This is a genomic window from Streptomyces sp. NPDC059957 (genome assembly GCF_042730015.1).
Taxonomy (GTDB): Bacteria; Actinomycetota; Actinomycetes; order Streptomycetales; family Streptomycetaceae; genus Streptomyces.
Map to the genome: position 1 here is coordinate 14,295 of NZ_JBHWMB010000045.1, position 19,216 is coordinate 33,510.

Annotated in this window: 17 protein-coding genes; 14 read left to right on the forward strand and 3 right to left on the reverse strand. The window is 72.6% G+C overall.

The features are described 5' to 3' along the window. The first annotated feature begins 107 nt into the window (after positions 1-107). Positions 108-1,397, forward strand: coding sequence for a haloacid dehalogenase-like hydrolase (locus ACFWBW_RS26855; protein WP_385377183.1), 1,290 nt, complete (start codon positions 108-110; stop codon positions 1,395-1,397). An 82-nt stretch (positions 1,398-1,479) separates the two neighbouring features. On the opposite strand, the gene ACFWBW_RS26860 is transcribed toward ACFWBW_RS26855, so the two are convergent. Then, positions 1,480-2,682: an amino acid deaminase/aldolase gene (locus ACFWBW_RS26860; protein ID WP_385377186.1), complete on the reverse strand. Its 1,203-nt coding sequence runs from the start codon at positions 2,680-2,682 to the stop codon at positions 1,480-1,482. Between the two features lie 253 nt (positions 2,683-2,935). Between ACFWBW_RS26860 and ACFWBW_RS26865 the strand changes: the two genes are divergently transcribed. The 3 genes from ACFWBW_RS26865 to ACFWBW_RS26875 are packed head-to-tail and all read left to right on the forward strand — an operon-like array spanning position 2,936 to position 5,748. Then, the gene (locus ACFWBW_RS26865) at positions 2,936-3,799 is read left to right on the forward strand and encodes a hypothetical protein (RefSeq protein WP_385377189.1); all 864 of its coding nucleotides are present in this window, start codon (positions 2,936-2,938) and stop codon (positions 3,797-3,799) included. Next, positions 3,796-4,980: a type VII secretion-associated serine protease mycosin gene (mycP, locus tag ACFWBW_RS26870; protein WP_385377192.1), complete on the forward strand. Its 1,185-nt coding sequence runs from the start codon at positions 3,796-3,798 to the stop codon at positions 4,978-4,980. The genes ACFWBW_RS26865 and mycP overlap by 4 nt, the downstream gene beginning before the upstream one ends. A gap of 12 nt (positions 4,981-4,992) precedes the next feature. Beyond that, positions 4,993-5,748, forward strand: coding sequence for an SseB family protein (locus ACFWBW_RS26875; protein ID WP_385377195.1), 756 nt, complete (start codon positions 4,993-4,995; stop codon positions 5,746-5,748). A gap of 62 nt (positions 5,749-5,810) precedes the next feature. On the opposite strand, the gene ACFWBW_RS26880 is transcribed toward ACFWBW_RS26875, so the two are convergent. Then, positions 5,811-6,203 (reverse strand): DUF1844 domain-containing protein, encoded by a 393-nt coding sequence (locus tag ACFWBW_RS26880; RefSeq protein WP_385377199.1) that lies wholly within the window; start codon positions 6,201-6,203, stop codon positions 5,811-5,813. A 324-nt stretch (positions 6,204-6,527) separates the two neighbouring features. Here ACFWBW_RS26880 and infC point away from each other — a divergent pair, with 324 nt between their 5' ends. From infC to ACFWBW_RS26925, 9 genes are all read left to right on the forward strand, one after another. Then, positions 6,528-7,316 (forward strand): translation initiation factor IF-3, encoded by a 789-nt coding sequence (gene infC, locus ACFWBW_RS26885; protein ID WP_385377202.1) that lies wholly within the window; start codon positions 6,528-6,530, stop codon positions 7,314-7,316. Between the two features lie 104 nt (positions 7,317-7,420). Continuing rightward, positions 7,421-7,615, forward strand: coding sequence for a 50S ribosomal protein L35 (gene rpmI, locus ACFWBW_RS26890; protein WP_030157249.1), 195 nt, complete (start codon positions 7,421-7,423; stop codon positions 7,613-7,615). 103 nt (positions 7,616-7,718) lie between these two features. Beyond that, on the forward strand, positions 7,719-8,105 hold the full coding sequence (gene rplT / locus ACFWBW_RS26895; protein WP_214948116.1) for a 50S ribosomal protein L20: 387 nt from the start codon (positions 7,719-7,721) through the stop codon (positions 8,103-8,105). A gap of 133 nt (positions 8,106-8,238) precedes the next feature. Beyond that, positions 8,239-9,099 (forward strand): TrmH family RNA methyltransferase, encoded by an 861-nt coding sequence (locus ACFWBW_RS26900; protein WP_385377318.1) that lies wholly within the window; start codon positions 8,239-8,241, stop codon positions 9,097-9,099. Between the two features lie 56 nt (positions 9,100-9,155). After that, complete coding sequence (locus ACFWBW_RS26905) at positions 9,156-10,460, forward strand: ATP-binding protein (RefSeq protein WP_385377205.1); 1,305 nt, start codon at positions 9,156-9,158, stop codon at positions 10,458-10,460. Between the two features lie 152 nt (positions 10,461-10,612). Further along, positions 10,613-11,740: a phenylalanine--tRNA ligase subunit alpha gene (gene pheS, locus ACFWBW_RS26910; RefSeq protein WP_243334093.1), complete on the forward strand. Its 1,128-nt coding sequence runs from the start codon at positions 10,613-10,615 to the stop codon at positions 11,738-11,740. After that, entirely contained in the window at positions 11,740-14,268 is a 2,529-nt protein-coding gene (pheT, locus tag ACFWBW_RS26915) for a phenylalanine--tRNA ligase subunit beta (RefSeq protein WP_385377209.1), read from the forward strand. The genes pheS and pheT overlap by 1 nt, the downstream gene beginning before the upstream one ends. Positions 14,269-14,870: 602 nt before the next feature. Then, positions 14,871-16,208 carry a transcriptional regulator gene (locus ACFWBW_RS26920; protein ID WP_385377212.1) on the forward strand — a complete coding sequence of 446 codons (1,338 nt, stop codon included), beginning with the start codon at positions 14,871-14,873 and terminating at the stop codon, positions 16,206-16,208. Between the two features lie 109 nt (positions 16,209-16,317). Beyond that, positions 16,318-16,839, forward strand: coding sequence for an NUDIX hydrolase (locus tag ACFWBW_RS26925; RefSeq protein WP_383944901.1), 522 nt, complete (start codon positions 16,318-16,320; stop codon positions 16,837-16,839). Between the two features lie 24 nt (positions 16,840-16,863). Here the strand turns inward: ACFWBW_RS26925 and ACFWBW_RS26930 are convergent, their stop codons facing one another. After that, entirely contained in the window at positions 16,864-17,760 is an 897-nt protein-coding gene (locus tag ACFWBW_RS26930) for a 3-hydroxybutyryl-CoA dehydrogenase (RefSeq protein ID WP_327251867.1), read from the reverse strand. Positions 17,761-17,911: 151 nt separating this feature from the next. Between ACFWBW_RS26930 and ACFWBW_RS26935 the strand changes: the two genes are divergently transcribed. Further along, complete coding sequence (locus ACFWBW_RS26935; protein WP_385377215.1) at positions 17,912-19,171, forward strand: glycoside hydrolase family 10 protein; 1,260 nt, start codon at positions 17,912-17,914, stop codon at positions 19,169-19,171. Positions 19,172-19,216: the final 45 nt, after the last annotated feature.

Genomic DNA, 19,216 nt, shown 5'->3' on the forward strand with positions numbered 1-19,216 from the left:
GCGACCGCATCACCACCACTCTCCCGACAGCCGGGCGTCCCGCGACGCCCGGCTGTCGTGCTCCACCGTCCGCGACGATCTTGAAAAGAAACGGGAGTGCCACCTCAGTGATCGGACTCAGCACGAAGCGCAGGCTCCAGGCCGCCGGCGCCGCCGCGGTGATAGCCGCCGGAACCCTCACCGCCGCCGCCCCCGCCCAGGCGGACCGCGCCCACTGCACCACCCCGCAGCTGGGGGCCGGTTGGTACGGGGACAACCAGGCCCGGCTCCAGCAGCTCATCCAGGACTACGGGACGTGCAACCCGTACCGGCCGAACCGCAACAAGCCCGTCGCCGTCTTCGACTGGGACAACACCGTCGTCAAGAACGACGTGGGCGACGCACAGATGTTCTGGCTGCTGCGCAACGGCAAGATCCGCCAGCCCGCCGCGGGCGACTGGACCAGGACCAGCCGCCACCTCACCCCGGCCGCCGCCCAGGCCCTGGCCGTTGCCTGCGGGGCCCTCGCGAAGCCCGGCGCCCCGCTGCCCACGGGCACTGCGCAGGGAGCCGGCTGCGCCGACGAGATCAACGCCGTCTACGGCACCGCCGCCACCCGCGGTGCCGCCCCCGCCTTCGCCGGCTGGGACCGCCGTACGTTCGAGCCCGCCTACGCCTGGCTGCCGCAGCTCATGCAGGGCTGGACCGCGCGCGAGATCCGTGGCTTCACGGCCGCCGCGCGGGCCGAGAACCTGGCCGCACCGGTCGACGCCCAGCAGCAGGTCGGCTCCGCCACCGCCACCGGCTGGGTGCGCTACTACGACCAGCAGAAGGACCTCATCGGCGCGCTGCAGAAGGCCGGCTTCGACGTCTGGATCAGCTCGGCCTCGCCGCAGCCGGTCGTCGAGGTGTGGGCCGAGGGCGTGGGCATCGACGCCGGGCACGTCATCGGCATCCGCAACACCACCACGTACGGCGGGAAGTTCACCTCCCACCTGCAGGGCTGCGGATCCGTCGCGGACGGCGCCGACACGATGATCACGTACATCGACGGCAAGCGCTGCTGGATCAACAAGGAGATCTACGGGGTCCGCGGCGCCGCGGCCGAGAACGTCCGGCCGGCCGCCCGCCGCCAGGTGTTCGCCGCGGGCGACTCCGACACCGACATCTCGTTCCTGCGGGACGCGACCGTGCTGCGGCTCGCCGTCAACCGCAACAAGAACGAGCTGATGTGCCGCGCCTACGACAACAGCGACGGCAAGTGGATCGTGAACCCGATGTTCATCCAGCCCAAGAAGCAGAAGGCCGCGCCGTACCCGTGCGCGACCACCGGCTTCACCGGCCGCGACGGCACCCCGGGGCCCGTGCTCCGGGGTGACGCCAGCGTCATCCCGGACCAGACGGACTCCGTCTTCTGACCGGGCCTGGAAGGCGGCCCTAGGGCGTGTCCGCAAAGTAGCGCCGTGCGCCCGGAGGCAGGCGGGACTTTGCGGACACGCCCTAGAGGAAGGTGCGGCCCTCGCCCCGGTAGGTCGGGGCGGAGGCCGTCACCCGGTCGCCCTGGACCAGGTGCAGGGTGTCGAACCGCTCGCACAGCTCACCGGCCTTCGCGTGCCGGAACCAGACCCGGTCGCCGATCAGCAGATCGTCGGCCGGGCTGCCGAGCAGCGGGGTCTGCACCTCGCCGGCCCCCTCCTGCGGGTCGTAGCGCAGCCCCTCGGGGAGGTACGGGACCGGCAGCCGGTCCGCGCCGGGCGCGCCGGAGGCCGGGTACCCGCCGCCGAGCACCGTGATCACCCCGACCCCGGGCCGGCGGACCACCGGCTGGGCGAAGAGCGCCGCCGGGCGGCCGCTGAAGGAGGTGTAGTTGTCGAACAGCCGCGGTACGTACAGCCCCGACCCGGCGGCGATCTCGGTCACCGCGTCCTCGGCGGCGGTCTGCTGGACGCTGCCGGTGCCGCCGCCGTTGACGAACTCCAGGTCCGGGACCACCGCGCGCACGGCCCGTACGGCCTCGGCCCGGCGGGCGGCCAGCTCCTTGCGGGCCGCGCCCTGCATCAGCCGGATGGCGCGCGACCTCAGCGGGCGCCCCGCGAGCGCGTCGCCGACCCCGGCCACGTGGCCCTCGTAGCCCATCACCCCGACCACCCGGAAGCCGGGCCGGGCGCTCACGGCGCGGGCCAGCTCGGCGAGCTGGGCGGGCTCGCGCAGCGGGGAGCGGCGGGCGCCGACGCGCACCCGGCCGCCGAAGAGCTGCAGGGCGGTGTCCAGTTCCAGGCAGACCCGGATCTCCTGGGCGCCGCCATCGCGGGCCCCGTCCACGAGCTCCAGCTGCGCGAGGTCGTCGACCATCACGGTGACCGCGCGGGCCAGCTTCGGATCGGCGGCGAGCTCGGCGAAGCCGGCCCGGTCGGCTGACGGGTAGGCGAGGAGCACGTCCTCGAAGCCCGAGCGGGCCAGCCAGATCGACTCGGCGAGGGTGTAGGACATGATCCCGGCGAATCCGGGCCGTGCCAGGACCCGTTCGAGCAGCGCGCGGCAGCGTACGGACTTGCTCGCCACCCGGACCGGCTTCCCGCCGGCGCGACGCACGAGGTCGTCGGCGTTGGCGTCGAACGCGTCCAGGTCCACGAGGGCCAGCGGAGCGTCGAGATGGGCGGTGGCCCGGTCGTAGCGGGCCCGGTCGGCGGCGGGGGAGTTCATGGGCGGCAGCCTGCCAGATGGGTGTACTCGTGGGTAGGGGGTTCGCGGGGGCCGGGAGGTGCCCTGCCAGGTCAGGGGCCCGGCAGGGTGCTGCGGTCACATCTCGGTCTCGACCTCCGGATGCCCCTTTTGGATATGGAGACGGCAGTTCGAATGTGTTTACCGTCGCTCCTCCCCGGCCGACGTTTCCGGTGCCGGCGGGCGCGTAAAGTAAGGGCAGGCAGCCGACGGGAACGGGGGGCTGAGCCGCCGGATGAGTACGTCCACACCGCACGGCGGGGTCCTGACCACGCCCGACTACATCCAGGTACCGCCACGGCGGCGCCCGGGAACGGTCCTCGCCGCCGCCCTGTGCGGCCTTCTCGGCCTCGGTCTCACCGGTGCGGCCGGCTACAAGGCGGTCTCCGACCACCAGGCCGCGTCCCGGCCCGTGCCCCCCGCCGAGGCCTACCGCAAGGCTGCGTCCCTCTGGCACAGCACCCCCGTCGACACCCTGTTCCCGCCCGTCCTCGACGGCCAGGGCGCCGGGCCGGGCGGCGCCGACCGGACGTGGACCCGGATCACCGCCGCCGCCGCCGACGGCTGCTCCGAGGAAACGCTCGGCTCCGACTGGCAGGCCCTGTTCGCCGGGACCGGCTGCACCCGCGTGCTCCGTGCCACCTACACCGACGCCACCCGCAGCTCCTTCGTCACGGTCGGCATGGTCTTCACCCCCGCCGAGGCCGCCGCCATGGACCTCCTGCGCGGCCGGCTGACCGCCCCGATCGGCTACGGGTTCCCCGACAACCGCCGCGGCGCCTGGACCGCCTCCGTGCTCGCCGAAGCCCCGGTCGTCGTCTACACGGTGTCCGCCTTCGCTGACGGCCGCCGCCTCAACACCCCCAGTCCCGCGGAGGACAAGATGGCCGAGGACGCCCGCGGGCGCGTGGCCCAGGCGGGCCTCGGTCACGAGGCCAAGGCCATCGGCGAACTGGTGGAAGGCACTCTGCGCACCCTCGCGACCACCCCTCCGGGCAAGCCGGTCCGGCCGGCCGCGGAGCCGTCGAAGACCCCGCAGGCCCCGCAGAACTCGCAGCCGTCAAAGGCTCCGACGGGGACCCCGGAGGCCTCCCGATGACCCGCCGCGCCCTGTTCCCGGCGGCCCTCGCCCTCGGAGCCCTGTTCACCGTCACCGCCGCGCCGCCGGCCGCTGCCGACGCCATCCGCGACCGCCAGTGGGGGCTGTTGGCCCTGCGCGCCGATGAGGCCTGGGGCACCACGATGGGCGAGGGGGTCACCGTGGCAGTCCTCGACACCGGGGTCGACCCGACCCACCCCGACCTGGCCGGCCAGGTCATGGAGGGCGCCGACCTCGTCGGCATCGGCGCCGTACGCGGCGACCGCGCCTGGGCCCGCCACGGCACCGCCATGGCCGGGATCATCGCCGGGCACGGCCACGGCACCGACCGCAAGAAGGGCATCCTGGGCATCGCCCCCGCGGCGAAGATCCTCCCGGTCCGGGTGATCCTGGAGGAGGGTGACCCCGGCCGGGACAAGGCCCGCGAAAGCAAGGGCGGAGCCCTCGCCGAGGGCATCCGCTGGGCCACCGACCACGGCGCCGACGTGATCAACCTCTCGCTCGGCGACGACAGCAGCTCCGCCCACCACGACGCGGCCGAGGACGAGGCCGTCCAGTACGCCCTCGGCAAGGGCGTGGTCGTCGTCGCCTCCGCGGGCAACGGCGGCAAGTCGGGGGACCGCATCTCGTACCCGGCCGCCTACCCCGGGGTCATCGCCGTCACGGCCGTCAACCGCGAGAACAAGAAGGCATCCTTCTCCACCCGGAGCTGGTACGCGACCGTCAGCGCCCCGGGCGTCAACGTGGTCATCGCCGACCCCGACCGCTCCTACTACAACGGCTGGGGCACCAGCGCCGCCTCCGCCTACGTCTCGGGCGCCGTCGCCCTGGTCAGGGCCGTCCACCCCGACCTGTCCCCGGCGCAGATCAAGAACCTGCTGGAGGACACGGCCTCCAGTCCCCCGCGCGGCGGCCGTGACGACTCCCGCGGCTTCGGCCTGGTGGACCCGGTCGCCGCCCTCCAGAAGGCCGACGAGCTGTCCCCCGAGCCGGTGCTGCCCGTACCCGTCGCGAGCGGGAGCACCTACTTCGGCGCCGGTCCCGACCCGGTGCGTGATCCCGGGCTCTGGGCCCGCTTCGGAGCCCCGGCGGGCGTGGCCGCGGGGCTCGCGCTGCTCGTGGCGGCCGGCGTACTGGCCCGGCGGCCCGGGGCCGGACGGCGGGATCCCGACGCGGGATAGGCTCGGGGAACTGTGGCGAACAAAGCTGAGCTGAACAAAAACATTCCGGACCCCGGTTTCTCCGACGACGACGGCTCCGCCGACCCCCGGCTGAGCGCGGCCCTGGCCGCCTGGGCCGTGGACAGAGCCAAGGAACCGGAGGTGCTGGCGGCCCTCAAGGACGCCCGCCTGCTGGTTCCCGTCGTCGCGGTCCTCGGTGAGGTCGAGACCGACCCCGAGACCGGGCTCAAGCGCGAGAAGACCAGCGACATGGCCGTCCCCACCCTGCGGGCAGGGGACCGGCGGGCGCTGCCCGCCTTCACCTCCATCGCCTCGCTGGCCCTGTGGGACCCGGCCGCCCGGCCGGTGGCGGTGCCGCTGCACCAGGCGCTGGCCGCCGCCGCGCACGAGAAGGCCGACACCATCGTGCTCGACCTGTCCGGGCCGGTCCCGTACCAGCTCGCGAGGCCCGCGCTGCTCGCGCTCGCCGAGGGCCGCACGGACGCCGGCCCGCTCGCCGACCCCGCCGTGCGCGAGGCCGTACGGGCCGTCGTGACCGCCGAACCGGCCGTGCTCGGCGCCCACCTGGGCCCGGGCGGCGCGGACGCCGACGGAACCCTGGCGATCGTGCTGGCGACCGGTCCGCAGGCCGCGGCGGCGGCCCGCCGGGTGGCCGAGGCCCTGGCGGCCGACGAGACCCTGCGCGCACGCCTCGTAGGCGGACTGGACCTGGCGCTGCTCCCGGAGGGGGCCCCGGTCCCGCCGGGCGAGCCGCTCTTCACGCGCTGACCCCCGGAACGCACGAGGGCGCCTCCCGGCATCGGGAGGCGCCCTTCCTGCTGCTCCGGGTGTTACGCGTACACGGGGCCCGTGAACTTCTCGCCCGGGCCCTGCCCCGGCTCGTCCTGCACCAGCGAGGCCTCGCGGAAGGCCAGCTGGAGGGACTTCAGGCCGTCGCGCAGCGGGGCGGCGTGGAAGGAGCTGATCTCGGTGGCGCTCGCGGTGACCAGGCCGGCCAGGGCGGTGATCAGCTTGCGGGCCTCGTCGAGGTCCTTGTACTCGGAGTCCGGCTTGTCCAGGCCCAGGTTGACCGCCGCCGCGCTGAGCAGGTGGACGGCCACCGTGGTGATGACCTCGACGGCCGGCACGTCCGCGATGTCGCGGGTCAGGTCGTCGTAGTCGGGAGCGGCCGGGGATTCGGAGGGGGCACCGGAGGAGGAACCGGAGGGCGTCGCGTCAGTCATGTGCCCCACGATATGCCGTGCGGCGGGCTTGCAACGCGGGTGCTAGTATGTACTTCGACCGGCCGGACACTTATGTGCCCGGCCCACAAGTGGAGGCTCCGATTCTCCCACCCAGCCACCCTCACGGGAGGCGGGTCACCGGTCTGGTGGTATCCATCGTTCCGTACGGACGATGGAAAGCTGCCCGATTTTGCGCCCCGCGGTTCGCACGCGACGGTGCTCCGGTTGTATTGGAGCCCCCGCCTGTGCCCGGCGGGGCTTTTTTCATTCCCCGCCGCGGTCGGTCTGACGGAAATATCGTCAGCGGCTGTCCTCCAGGCAGCCGTGTGGTGCTACCGAGGAGGATCCATCAGCACCGAGCCCCGCATCAACGACCGGATTCGCGTTCCCGAGGTACGACTCGTCGGCCCGAGTGGCGAGCAGGTCGGCATCGTGCCGCTTGCCAAGGCGCTTGAGCTCGCGCAGGAGTACGACCTCGACCTGGTCGAGGTCGCGGCGTCCGCACGCCCGCCGGTCTGCAAGCTCATGGACTACGGCAAGTTCAAGTACGAGTCGGCCATGAAGGCCCGTGAGGCGCGCAAGAACCAGGCGCACACGGTCATCAAGGAAATGAAGCTCCGGCCGAAGATCGACCCGCACGACTATGACACCAAGAAGGGTCACGTCGTTCGGTTCCTCAAGCAGGGCGACAAGGTCAAGATCACGATCATGTTCCGTGGTCGCGAGCAGTCCAGGCCGGAACTCGGCTACCGACTGCTGCAGCGTCTGGCTTCGGACGTCGAGGACCTCGGGTTCATCGAGTCGAACCCGAAGCAGGACGGCCGAAACATGATCATGGTTCTCGGTCCGCACAAGAAGAAGACCGAGGCAATGGCCGAAGCCCGCGAGGCGCAGGCCGCCCGCAAGGCCGAGCGCCAGGGTGTTGCGGTCAGCGACGAGAGCGGTGACGAGGCCCTGGCCGCCGACGCCGCGCTCGAGGCGGAGAACGCCGCACTCGAAGCCGAGGACGTGGACGCCGAGGACGCTTCCGACGAAGCGACCGACGCGGCCGACACGGCCGAGGCCGGCACCGACGAGGCAGCCGCCTCCGACGAGGCCTCTGCCCAGGCCTGATTCCGAGGCAGCCCGTCTCGGATCACCGATACAACATGACGCTCCCGTGAGCCGGCCCCCACCAGGGCCGGTGGGGGCGCCACCGACGAGGAGATAACGGCGCTATGCCGAAGAACAAGACGCACTCCGGGACCAAGAAGCGCTTCAAGATCACCGGCTCCGGCAAGGTGCTCCGTGAGCGCGCCGGCAAGCGCCACCTGCTCGAGCACAAGTCGTCCCGTGTCACCCGCCGCCTGACCGGCACCGCGGAGATGGCCCCCGGCGACGCCGCGAAGATCAAGAAGCTTCTCGGCAAGTGACGTCCTCCGCTCCCCGTCCGGGAGCGGGAGCACGTCGAGACCGGGACCCCATCGAATTCGGGCCGTGTGAAGTCATCCACGGCCCCGCTACAAGGAGTACAAAGTGGCACGCGTCAAGCGGGCAGTAAACGCGCACAAGAAGCGTCGGGCAATCCTCGAGGCGGCGAAGGGTTACCGCGGTCAGCGTTCGCGCCTGTACCGCAAGGCCAAGGAGCAGGTCACCCACTCCCTGGTCTACAACTTCAACGACCGCAAGAAGCGCAAGGGCGACTTCCGTCGTCTCTGGATCCAGCGCATCAACGCGGCTGCCCGTCAGAACGGCATGACGTACAACCGCCTCATCCAGGGTCTGAACGCCGCCAACATCGAGGTGGACCGCAAGATCCTCGCCGAGCTGGCCGTCAACGACGCCAACGCGTTCGCCGCGCTGGTCGAGGTCGCGCAGAAGGCCCTCCCGGCCGACGTCAACGCCCCGAAGGTCGCTGCCTAAGCAGCACGCCCTCAAGGCTGCAGTAACGTGCCCGGACCCGCAGGCCTCGCGCCTGCGGGTCCGGTGCGTTGACCCACCATTTCCTTTGATCAGGGCAGCCACCCGCTGTACGTACGGAAGCGAGCCGACCGCCATGGGCACCCCCGCCGAGCTGATTTCCCCCCGGTCCACCCGGGTGGCCGCCGCCAGGCGACTGGCGCGACGCAATTTCCGTACCAAGGAGCGCCGCTTCATCGCCGAGGGCCCGCAGGCCGTGCGCGAGGCCGTGGAGCACCGCGGTGCCGGCGGCGAGTCCACGCTGATCGAGCTGTTCGCGACCGTGGAGGCCGCCGAGCGCTACGCCGACATCGTCGACGCCGCGTACGCCGCCGGAGCACGCGTCCACTACGCCTCCGACGAGGTGCTCGCGGAGGTCTCGCAGACCGTCACCCCGCAGGGCCTGGTCGGCGTCTGCCACTTCCTCGACTCCCCGTTCGAGGAGATCCTGGGGGCCCGGCCCAAGCTCGTCGCCGTTCTCGCGCACGTCCGCGACCCCGGCAACGCCGGTACGGTGCTGCGCTGCGCGGACGCCGCCGGAGCCGACGCCGTCGTGCTGACCGACGCCTCCGTGGACCTGTACAACCCCAAGTCGGTACGCGCCTCCGTGGGCTCCCTCTTCCACCTCCCGGTGGCCGTCGGAGTGCCCGTGGAGCAGGCCGTCGAGGGGCTGCGCGCGGCCGGTGTGCGGATCCTCGCCGCCGACGGGGCCGGCACGGACGACCTCGACGCCGAGCTCGACGCGGGCACCATGGGCACCCCCTCGGCCTGGATCTTCGGCAACGAGGCCTGGGGCCTGCCCGAGGAGACCAGGGCGCTCGCCGACGCGGTCGTACGGGTCCCGATCCACGGAAAGGCCGAGAGCCTGAACCTCGCCACGGCCGCCGCGGTGTGCCTGTACGCCTCCGCGCGTGCACAGCGGGCGCCCGGAGGGTGCCGCTCCGTGACCCCCAGCTAGTAATGTGGCCGCCCGGGGGGCCCACTGCGCTACTCGGAGATGTGGGGTACGGGGACATGACCGTCGGTACGAACAGCTCGCCAGGTGCCGCCAAGGCGGCCGGCGCACCGGTCCTGACGACCGTGCCCCAGCTGGCCGCCCCCGCCACCCGGGTGCCCGTGCAGCAGCCCCAGAACGACGCCGCCCCGCCCCCGCAGGCCCGGCCCGCGCCCGCGAGCCCCGTAGGCGCCGCAGGTCCCGTCGCGGAAGGACGGGACGCGGCGGAGGACCCGGACGGGCACGGCGGGTTCGACGCGCTCGGGATCGACCCCGACGACCTGCCCGACGGGCTGGTGATCGCCGACGCCACCGGCCGGGTCATCTGCTTCAACTCCGCCGCCGCCCGCATCACCGCCCTCGTGGCCGGTGAGGCCCTGGGCCTGGGCATCGAGCGCGCACTCCCGCTGGAGGACCTCGAGGGCCGCCGCTGGTGGGCGCTGACCGACCCCTACGGAGGCCTCGCCACCCGGCGTGGACAGCCCGAGCGCAACCTCCTGCTCCCCGGCGGCCGCGAGGTGCTCGTCTCCGCCCGGTACGTGCGCACCCATCCCAAGGGCCCGGTGCGCCGGCTCGTGGTCACCCTGCGCGGCACCGAGGCCCGGCGGCGCACCGAGCGCAGCCACGCCGAGCTGATCGCCACCGTCGCGCACGAGCTGCGCTCCCCGCTGACCTCCGTGAAGGGGTTCACGGCGACCCTCCTCGCCAAGTGGGAGCGGTTCACCGACGACCAGAAGCGGTTGATGCTGGAGACCGTCGACGCCGACGCGAACCGCGTCACCCGGCTCATCGCCGAGCTCCTGGACATCTCCCGCATCGACTCGGGCCGCCTGGAGGTGCGCCGCCAGCCGGTCGACATCTCCACGGCCGTGGGCCGCCACGTCCAGGCGCTCACCGCGAACGGGCAGGCCCCGGAGCGGTTCCTGGTCAGCGTGAGCCGGCCGCTGCCCGACTTGTGGGCGGACCCGGACAAAATTGACCAGATCCTCGGCAACCTGCTCGAAAATGCGGTGCGGCACGGCGAGGGAACCGTCACCATCGACGTGACGCCGACCAGCTTCGCGAACGCCGCGGGGAAGACCGAGAAGGGAACCGCCGTCACCGTGACCGATGAAGGCCCTGGTATCCCCGAGGAGTCGATGGGCCGCGTCTTCACCCGCTTCTGGCGGGGGAGCAAGCGCGGCGGCACCGGCCTGGGCCTCTACATCGTCAAGGGCATCGTGGAAGCCCACGGCGGCACCATCAAGGTCGGCCGCGGCCCCGGAGGCGGCGCCGAGTTCCGATTTATCCTGCCCGTCGGCGCCCCCGCGTACCTCACGCAGTAGTCCTGCGGAGCGTCTCGCCAAGCGGCCCACGGGCTCCTTCACCCCCAGCGACCTTTAGACTCGACCTTTGGCACCTTTGCGTCCTTGTGCCGAGCGCGTCCTGCGCGTCGCGCGGGGGACCCACCAGCCAGCCATCGGAAGTACGGGAAGAGATGTCGGCACCGAACAAGTCCTACGACCCTGTCGAGGTCGAGGCACTGAAACCGGAAGAGATCGAGCGCATGCGGGACGAGGCGCTCGCCGCCTTCGCCGCCGCCGGTGACCTCGACGAACTTCGGGAGGCGAAGACCGCGCACATGGGCGACCGCTCGCCCCTGGCGCTCGCCAACCGAGAGATCGGCGCGCTGCCCCCGCAGGCCAAGGCCACCGCGGGCAAGCTCGTGGGCCAGGCGCGGGGCGCCGTGAACAAGGCCTTCGGGGCCCGCACGGTCGCGCTCGAAGCCGAGCGCGACGAGCGGGTGCTGGTCGAGGAGGCGGTGGACGTCACGCTGCCCTACGACCGCGTGCCCGCCGGCGCCCGGCACCCCCTGACCACGCTGATGGACCGCATCGCGGACATCTTCGTGGCCATGGGGTACGAGGTCGCGGAGGGCCCCGAGGTCGAGGCGGAGTGGTTCAACTTCGACGCCCTCAACTTCACGCCCGACCACCCCGCGCGCCAGATGCAGGACACCTTCTTCGTCCGGGGGCCGGAAGGCACCGAGGGCGACGAGTCCGGTGTCGTGCTGCGCACCCACACCTCCCCGGTGCAGGCGCGCTCGCTGCTGGAGCGCAAGCCCCCCGTCTACATCGTGTGCCCGGGGCGGGTGTACCGCACCGACGAGCTCGACGCGACGCACACCCCGGTCTTCCACCAGGTCGAGCTGCTCGCCGTGGACGAGGGCCTGACCATGGCGGACCTCAAGGGCACCATGGACCACATGGTCCAGGAGCTGTTCGGCGAGGGCACCACCACGCGCCTGCGCCCGCACTTCTTCCCCTTCACCGAGCCGTCCGCCGAGATGGACATGCAGTGCTACGTGTGCCGCGGCGCGTCGGTGGGCAACCCCGACCGCCCGTGCCGCACCTGCTCCAGCGAGGGCTGGATCGAGCTCGGCGGCTGCGGCATGGTCAACCCGAAGGTGCTCATCGCCTGCGGTGTGGACCCGGAGAAGTACAGCGGGTTCGCCTTCGGCTTCGGCATCGAGCGGATGCTGATGTTCCGCCACAACGTAGAAGACATGCGAGACATGGTCGAGGGTGACGTTCGTTTCACCCGGCCGTTCGGGAGTGAGATCTGATGCGCGTCCCGCTTTCTTGGCTGCGGGAGTACGTCGACCTCCCCGCGGGTGAAACCGGTCGCGACGTGGCCCACAAGCTCGTCGACGCCGGCCTCGAGGTCGAGACCGTCGAGCAGCTCGGCGGCGGGCTCAAGGGCCCGCTCGTCGTCGGCCAGGTGCTGACCATCGAGGAGCTCGAAGGCTTCCGCAAGCCGATCCGCTTCTGCACCGTGGACGTCGGCGCCGCCAACGGCACCGGCCTGCCGCAGGAGATCGTCTGCGGCGCCCGGAACTTCTCCGTCGGCGACAAGGTCGTCGTGGTCCTGCCGGGCGCGGTGCTGCCCGGCGACTTCGCGATCGCCGCGCGCGAGACGTACGGCCGCACCTCGCACGGCATGATCTGCTCCGGCGACGAGCTGGGCATGGGCGACGACGGCACGCACGGCATCATCGTGCTGCCGCACGAGCACGAGGTCGGCACCGACGCGATCAAGCTCCTGGAGCTGGTCGACGAGGTCCTCGACATCGACATCACCCCGGACCGCGGCTACTGCATGTCCATGCGCGGCGTGGCCCGCGAGGCCGCCACCGCCTACGGCCTGCCGCTGCGCGACCCGGCGCTGCTCGACGTGCCCCAGCCGAACTCGTACGGCTACGCCGTCAAGATCGACGACCCGCAGGGCTGCGACCGCTTCACCGCGCGCACGGTGACCGGCCTCGACCCCGAGGCACGCTCCCCGATCTGGCTCACGCGCCGCCTCCAGAAGGCGGGCATGCGCCCGATCTCGCTCGCCGTCGACATCACCAACTACGTGATGCTCGAGCTCGGCCAGCCGCTGCACGCCTACGACCGCTCGCGGATCGACGGCGCCATCGGCGTCCGCCGGGCCGAGCAGGGCGAGAAGTTCACCACCCTGGACGGAGTCAAGCGCACGCTCGACTCCGAGGACCTGGTGATCACCGACAACAGCGGCCCGATCGGGCTCGCCGGTGTCATGGGCGGCGCCAACACGGAGATCGCCGACTCCGTCACGGACCCGGAGACGGGCGCCGTCACCGGCACCACCGACGTGGTCGTGGAGGCCGCGCACTTCGACTCCGTGTCGATCTCGCGCACCGCCCGCCGCCTCAAGCTGTCCTCCGAGGCGTCCAAGCGCTTCGAGCGCGGCGTCGACCCGCAGGCCGCCGCCGCTGCCGCGCAGCGCACCGTCGACCTGCTGGTGCTGCTCGCGGGCGGCACCGCCGAGGCCGGCGTCACCGAGCTCACCGCACCGGGCGCCCCGCGCACCATCGCGATGAGCGCGGACCACCCCGACAAGGTCGCGGGCATGCAGTACGGCCGGGAGACCGTCGTACGCCGCCTGCAGGAGGTCGGCTGCGACGTCTACGGCCAGGACGAGCTCGTCGTCACGGCGCCCTCGTGGCGGCCCGACCTCGCCGAGCCCAACGACCTCGCCGAGGAAGTCATCCGGCTGGAGGGCTACGGGAACCTCCCCTCCACCCTCCCGCAGGTGCCCTCCGGCCGCGGTCTGACCGCCCGGCAGCAGCTGCACCGCCGGGTCGGCCGCGCGCTGGCCGGCGCGGGCTACGTCGAGGCGCTCAGCTACCCCTTCATCGGGGAAGGCGTCTTCGACCAGCTCCAGCTGTCCGCGCACGACGCCTCCCGCCAGGTCGTCAAGCTGGTCAACCCGATCTCCGACGAGGAGCCGGCGCTGCGCACCACGCTGCTGCCGGGTCTGCTCGGCGCGCTGCGCCGCAACGACAGCCGGGGCAGCCACGACCTCGCCCTCTTCGAGACCGGCTCGGTCTTCCGGGCCGCCGCGCAGCCGGGCGTCGCCGTACGCCTCGGCGTCGACCGGCGTCCCACCGACGAGGAGATCGCCACCCTGAACGCGGCCCTGCCCGCACAGCCGCGCTACGCCGCGGTCGTGCTGGCCGGAGCCCGCGAGCAGGCCGGCTGGTGGGGCAAGGGCCGTCCGGCCGACTGGGCCGACGCGGTCCAGGCGGCGCGTTCGCTGGCCGTCGAGGCCGGTGCGGAGCTCGTCGTGCGCCAGGGCCAGTACGGCCCCTGGCACCCGGGTCGCTGCGCCGAGCTGCTCGTCACCCTGGACGGGGTGGAGACGGTCATCGGGCACGCCGGTGAGCTGCACCCGCGCGTGGTCAAGGCGATGGGCCTGCCGGCCCGCACCAGCGCCATGGAGCTCGACCTGGACCGCCTCGCGGCGGCCGGCGGCGAGGCCCTCCAGGCGCCCCGGATCTCCTCCTTCCCGGTGGCGACCCAGGACGTCGCGCTGATCGTGGACGCGTCGGTGCCGGCTTCGGCCGTCGAGGACGCGCTGCACAAGGGCGCCGGTGAACTGCTGGAGTCCCTGCGGCTGTTCGACGTGTTCGAGGGCGAGCAGGTGGGCGAGGGCAAGAAGTCCCTGGCCTACGCGCTGCGCTTCCGCGCGACCGACCGCACGCTGACCGCCGAGGAGTCCACGGCGGCCCGTGACGCGGCGGTCGCCCTCGCGGGCGAGCGTACGGGGGCGGTGCTGCGCGGCGCGTAGCCGCTGCCGCTCGTGCTGAGGGGGTGCATCCCGGTTCCGTCCGGGGTGTGCCCCCTCACCCGTACCCGGGCTGCGCCCCGGACCCGCGCCTCAAACGCCGGCGAGGCTGGATGCATTCAGCCCGTCCGGCGTTTGAGGACCGGGTCCGGGCGGAGCCCGGTTTCGGGAAGGGGCGGGGTGGGGGAAGCCGCCCGCAGGGCTGCGCGGCCGCGCCGAGGGCGCGGACGTCCGGGCCGGTATCGGGGAGCACGCGGGCCGGAGGGGGGACCACGCGGGCCGGGCCCGGTGGGTGGGCCCGGCGCGCGCTCGGTCCGGCCCGGCCGGGTCCCGGCGACCAACCAGGACCCGGCGGAGCCGAAGCGCGCCGCCCGCCTGCCGTGGAGTGTCGGGCAGACAACAGGACGGGCGGCGCGGTTGACGGGTCGTCGCACTGTACGAGGGGGAGCCGACGACCCGAGCTACCTCTTGGCGAGGCCCTTAAGTGAAGCGCTCGGACGGGCCTGCGCGGCAGGGTGCGTATCGCATTTATGCGCGTACGACGTTCACACCCCGTGTGAACCCCGCACCCACTAGCCTGGATCCGACGAGCCCTTGGAGCGGCCATGCAGCCCAATGCACTGCTCGACGCCCTCCTCGCCGAGGCGGGCATGTCCCATGCCGGACTCGCCGCGTACGTGAACCAGGCGGGCCGTTCCCGCGGACTCGCCCTGCGCTACGAACACACCGCCGTGGCACGGTGGTTGAAGGGGCAGCGCCCGCGCGGCCAGGTCCCGGACCTGATCTGCGAGGTGATCGGGGGCCGGCTGCGGCGGCCGCTCTCCCTCGACGACGTCGGGTTCGGTCTGCCCGGACAGCCCGCCGATCCGCAAGGGGCCCCGCTCAGCGGCTTCGTCGACCGCGCCGCCGCACTGTGGCGCTCCGACGGCAACGGCCGGCAGCCCCTCGACGCCGGGGCGCTGACCGGTACCCCGGCGGTGATGCCCGTATGGGAGTGGGAGAACCCGCCCGAGGACGCCGACGTGTCCCGCGAGGGGCCGACCCGCGTCGGTCCCGAGCACGTGGAGATCCTGAAGGCCGCCCGCGCGCACTACGAGCTGATGTACCGCCGGGCCGGCGGCGTGGCCACCCGGGACCGGGTCGTCCGCTTCCTCGGTACCGAGACCGCCCCGATGCTGCGCGGGAGTTACTCCGACGGGCTCGGCCGCAGCCTGCACCGGGCCGGGGGTTCCCTCGTGGCCGTGGCGGGGATCTGCGCGTACGACTCGGACGCGCACGGGCTGGCCCAGCGGTACTTCCACCAGGCGCTGAGGCTGGCCAAGGCGAGCGGGGACCGGGGGCTCGGGGCCTACGTGATCGCGCTGATCGTCAACCAGTCCCTCCATCTACGGGAGTTCCGCCAGGCCGTTGCCTTCGCCGAGGCCGCCCTGCGCGCCGCGGGACGGCACACCACCCCGGCCCTGGCCGCGGACCTGTACGCCATGCAGGCCAAGGCGTACGCCCAACTCGGTGATACCGCGACCGCGTTGGCCTGCATCCGCAAGGCCGAGGCGGCGGCGGAACGGATCCGGCCCGGCACGGAGCCGGACGAGACGGGGTACGTACAGCCCGGGCTGGTCAACGTACAGGTGGCGGAGGCGCTGCTCGGCATGGGCGATCTGCGGGCGGCCCGGGAACAGGCCTCGGCCGCCGTCGGCACCCCCGCGCACGACCGGGGCCGGGTGCACCGGCTCGCGATGCTGTGCGAGATCCAGCTGCGCCAGGGCGAGGCCGATCAGGCGGTGGCCTCGGCGGCCGAAATGGCCGAGCGGGCCAAGGGGATGGAATCGCTGCGCCTGCGCGACCGGTTGCGCGTGGTCCGGGAGCAGCTGCTGACCAGCGGTTGTCCGGGGGCCGAGGACACGGCCGAACTCATCGACGGGGCGCTGCGCGTTCCGCTGTGACATCCCCGTGGCGTTCTCTGCGCCGCCCTTTGCGCGTTCCCCTGGGCGGGGGTGAACTGCTGCCATGTTGCCACCTACTCGATCGGAAGGTGGCAGAACCGTGCAGTGGATGAACTTGAGTGAGCAAACCGTGTACACGAACCGCTGGTTCGATGTGAATCTCGCCGATGTGGAGCTCCCCGACGGCCGGCACCTGGACCACTTCGTCATCCGGCTGCGCCCGGTCGCCGTCGCCACGGCCGTCAACGAGGCCAACGAGGTGCTGCTGCTGTGGCGCCACCGCTTCATCACCGACAGCTGGGGCTGGGAACTGCCCGCCGGGGTCGTCGAGGACGGGGAGTCCGTCGAGCGGGCGGCCGCCCGCGAGATGGAGGAGGAGTCGGGCTGGCGGCCCGGCCCCCTGCACCACCTGATGACCGTCGAGCCGTCCAACGGGCTGACCGACGCCCGCCACCACCTCTACTGGGCGGACGGGGCCACGTACACGGGCCACCCCGAGGACGACTTCGAGTCCTCGCGCCGCGAGTGGGTACCGCTCAAGCTGGTCCCCGACATGATCGCGCGCGGCGAGATCCCGGCCGCCAACATGGCGGCCGGGCTGTTGCTGCTGCACCACCTGCGGCTCGGCTGAGCCGCGGGCGGCCCGCCGCGGGGGTCAGCTGTACGGGTAGAAGCCCGAACCCGTCTTGCGACCGAGGCGGCCGGCATCGACCATGCGCTGGAGCAGCGGGGGAGCCGCGTACAGGGGCTCCTTGAACTCCGCGTACATCGAGTCGGCCACCGAGGCCACCGTGTCCAGACCGATGAGGTCCGCGAGCTTCAGCGGGCCCATCGGGTGGGCACAGCCCAGCTCCATGCCGTTGTCGATGTCCTCGCGGCTCGCGATGCCCGACTCGAACATCCGGATCGCGGACAGCAGATACGGGATGAGGAGCGCGTTGACGACGAAGCCGGAACGGTCCTGGGCACGGATCGCGTGCTTGCCCAGGGCGCCGCCGACCAGGGCCTCGGCGCGCTTGATGGTCTCGTCGCTCGTGGTCAGCGCCGGGATCAGCTCGACGAGCTGCTGCACCGGGGCCGGGTTGAAGAAGTGGATGCCGATGACCTGGTCGGGACGCGAGGTCGCGACGGCCAGCTTGACCAGCGGGATCGAGGAGGTGTTGGAGGCGAGGATCGCGTCCGGGCGGGTGACCACCTGGTCGAGGACCTGGAAGATCTCCGTCTTGACCTGCTCGTTCTCGACGACCGCCTCGATGACGAGGTCGCGGTCGGCGAACTCGCCGAGGTCGGTGGTGAACGACAGGCGGGCCAGGGTGGCGTCCCGCTCCTCCTCGCTGATCTTGCCGCGTTCGGCGGCCCTGGTCAGAGAGGTGTGCAGCCGGGTCCGCCCGAGCTCGAGGGCCTCGCCGGTGGTTTCGGCGACCATCACCTCGAGCCCGCTCCGGGCGAACACCTCCGCGATGCCCGCGCCCATCTGGCCGCAGCCCACTACGCCGACGCGTGCGATGTCGTCTGGGAGGTCCGTCACATCGTGCCTTTCGCTGCTCTCCATCGCGGGTCCCCCGTACTCGTGCAGTGGTAACTGCGTTCCGGCGCCCGCCACGCCCCCCGACGTTACCCCCGACCTTGCCCGGCGTGTCGGGCCGGGGCGGGCATGCTGGGCGGACACGAGGCAATGTCACGCAGTGGAACGGAGTCGTCACATGGAGTCCATCGGGAGGCGGGGAATCCTGGCCGCGGCGGCGGGGGTGCTGGCGGCGGTGGCGGCTGCCCCCGCGCGAGCGGTCGGGCCGTCGGAGGCGGGCGGGGGGAAGGGGGTGCGCGGAGCGGGCGAGGCAGCGTTCCGCGGGATGTGGGTCGCCTCCGTGCAGAACGTGGACTGGCCCTCGCAGAGCGGGCTCTCGGCGCGGGAGCAGCGCGCCGAACTGCTGGCCCTCCTCGACACCGCCGTCGCCCGCCGCCTCAACGCGGTGATCCTCCAGGTCCGGCCGACCGCCGACGCCATGTGGCCCTCGGCGCGCGAGCCCTGGTCGCAGTGGCTGACCGGCGAGCAGGGCGTCGACCCCGGCTGGGACCCGCTCGGCACGGCCGTCGCCGAAGCGCACGCCCGGGGACTGGAACTGCACGCCTGGTTCAACCCGTACCGGGTGGCCAACCACACCGACCGGAGCCTGCTCGCACCCGCGCACCCGGCCCGCCGCAACCGGGGCTGGACCGTGCCCTACGGCGGCAAGCTGTACTACAACCCCGGACTTCCGGAAGTCCGCCGCTTCGTGCAGGACGCCATGCTCGACGCCGTCGCCCGCTACCCCCTCGACGGGGTGCACTGGGACGACTACTTCTACCCGTACCCCGTCGAGGGCCGGGATTTCGACGACGACGCCGCCTACGAGCAGTACGGCCGGGCCTTCGCGACCCGCGCCGACTGGCGCCGCCACAACACGGACACCCTGGTCCGCGAGATGTCCGAGCGGCTGCGGGCGCTGCGCCCCGCGGCGCGCTTCGGCATCAGCCCCTTCGCCGTCTGGCGCAACTCCGACCGCGATCCGCTCGGTTCGCCGACGCAGGCGGGCGTGGCCACGTACGACGATCTGTACGCGGACACCCGCAAGTGGGTGCGCGAGGGCTGGATCGACTACATCGTGCCGCAGGCGTACTGGCAGCTCGGCCACCCGGCCGCCGACTACGCCGCCATCGTCCCCTGGTGGGCGCGGACCGTCGCCGGCACCCGCGTCCAGCTCTACGTGGGGGAGGCGCTGTACCGCTGCGATGCGCAGAGCTCCACCGCCGCCTGGCGCGATCCGCGCGAGCTGTCCCGGCACCTGCGGTTCGCCGCCGGATACCCGGAGGTCCGCGGCCACGTCTACTTCTCCGCGAAGCAGGTGGTCGCGGACCCCAACGGGGCGTTGGCCCAGGTGGTCGCCGATCACTACCCGACGCCGGTGGCGGTGCCGCCGCGCTGATCCGGTGCGCTCGTCCGGTGCGCTGCGTCAGTCCTCCCCGGCGCC

What these genes read in the sequence shown, in the direction of transcription:
- ACFWBW_RS26860 (WP_385377186.1), bottom strand. Translation starts at nt 2,682, where the DNA reads ATGAACTCCCCCGCCGCCGACCGGGCCCGCTACGACCGGGCCACCGCC.
- pheS (WP_243334093.1), top strand. Translation starts at nt 10,613, where the DNA reads ATGTCGGCACCGAACAAGTCCTACGACCCTGTCGAGGTCGAGGCACTG.
- ACFWBW_RS26935 (WP_385377215.1), top strand. Translation starts at nt 17,912, where the DNA reads ATGGAGTCCATCGGGAGGCGGGGAATCCTGGCCGCGGCGGCGGGGGTG.
- ACFWBW_RS26880 (WP_385377199.1), bottom strand. Translation starts at nt 6,203, where the DNA reads ATGACTGACGCGACGCCCTCCGGTTCCTCCTCCGGTGCCCCCTCCGAA.
- ACFWBW_RS26930 (WP_327251867.1), bottom strand. Translation starts at nt 17,760, where the DNA reads ATGGAGAGCAGCGAAAGGCACGATGTGACGGACCTCCCAGACGACATC.
- mycP (WP_385377192.1), top strand. Translation starts at nt 3,796, where the DNA reads ATGACCCGCCGCGCCCTGTTCCCGGCGGCCCTCGCCCTCGGAGCCCTG.
- rpmI (WP_030157249.1), top strand. Translation starts at nt 7,421, where the DNA reads ATGCCGAAGAACAAGACGCACTCCGGGACCAAGAAGCGCTTCAAGATC.
- pheT (WP_385377209.1), top strand. Translation starts at nt 11,740, where the DNA reads ATGCGCGTCCCGCTTTCTTGGCTGCGGGAGTACGTCGACCTCCCCGCG.
- ACFWBW_RS26900 (WP_385377318.1), top strand. Translation starts at nt 8,239, where the DNA reads ATGGGCACCCCCGCCGAGCTGATTTCCCCCCGGTCCACCCGGGTGGCC.
- ACFWBW_RS26925 (WP_383944901.1), top strand. Translation starts at nt 16,318, where the DNA reads ATGAACTTGAGTGAGCAAACCGTGTACACGAACCGCTGGTTCGATGTG.
- ACFWBW_RS26865 (WP_385377189.1), top strand. Translation starts at nt 2,936, where the DNA reads ATGAGTACGTCCACACCGCACGGCGGGGTCCTGACCACGCCCGACTAC.
- ACFWBW_RS26905 (WP_385377205.1), top strand. Translation starts at nt 9,156, where the DNA reads ATGACCGTCGGTACGAACAGCTCGCCAGGTGCCGCCAAGGCGGCCGGC.
- ACFWBW_RS26920 (WP_385377212.1), top strand. Translation starts at nt 14,871, where the DNA reads ATGCAGCCCAATGCACTGCTCGACGCCCTCCTCGCCGAGGCGGGCATG.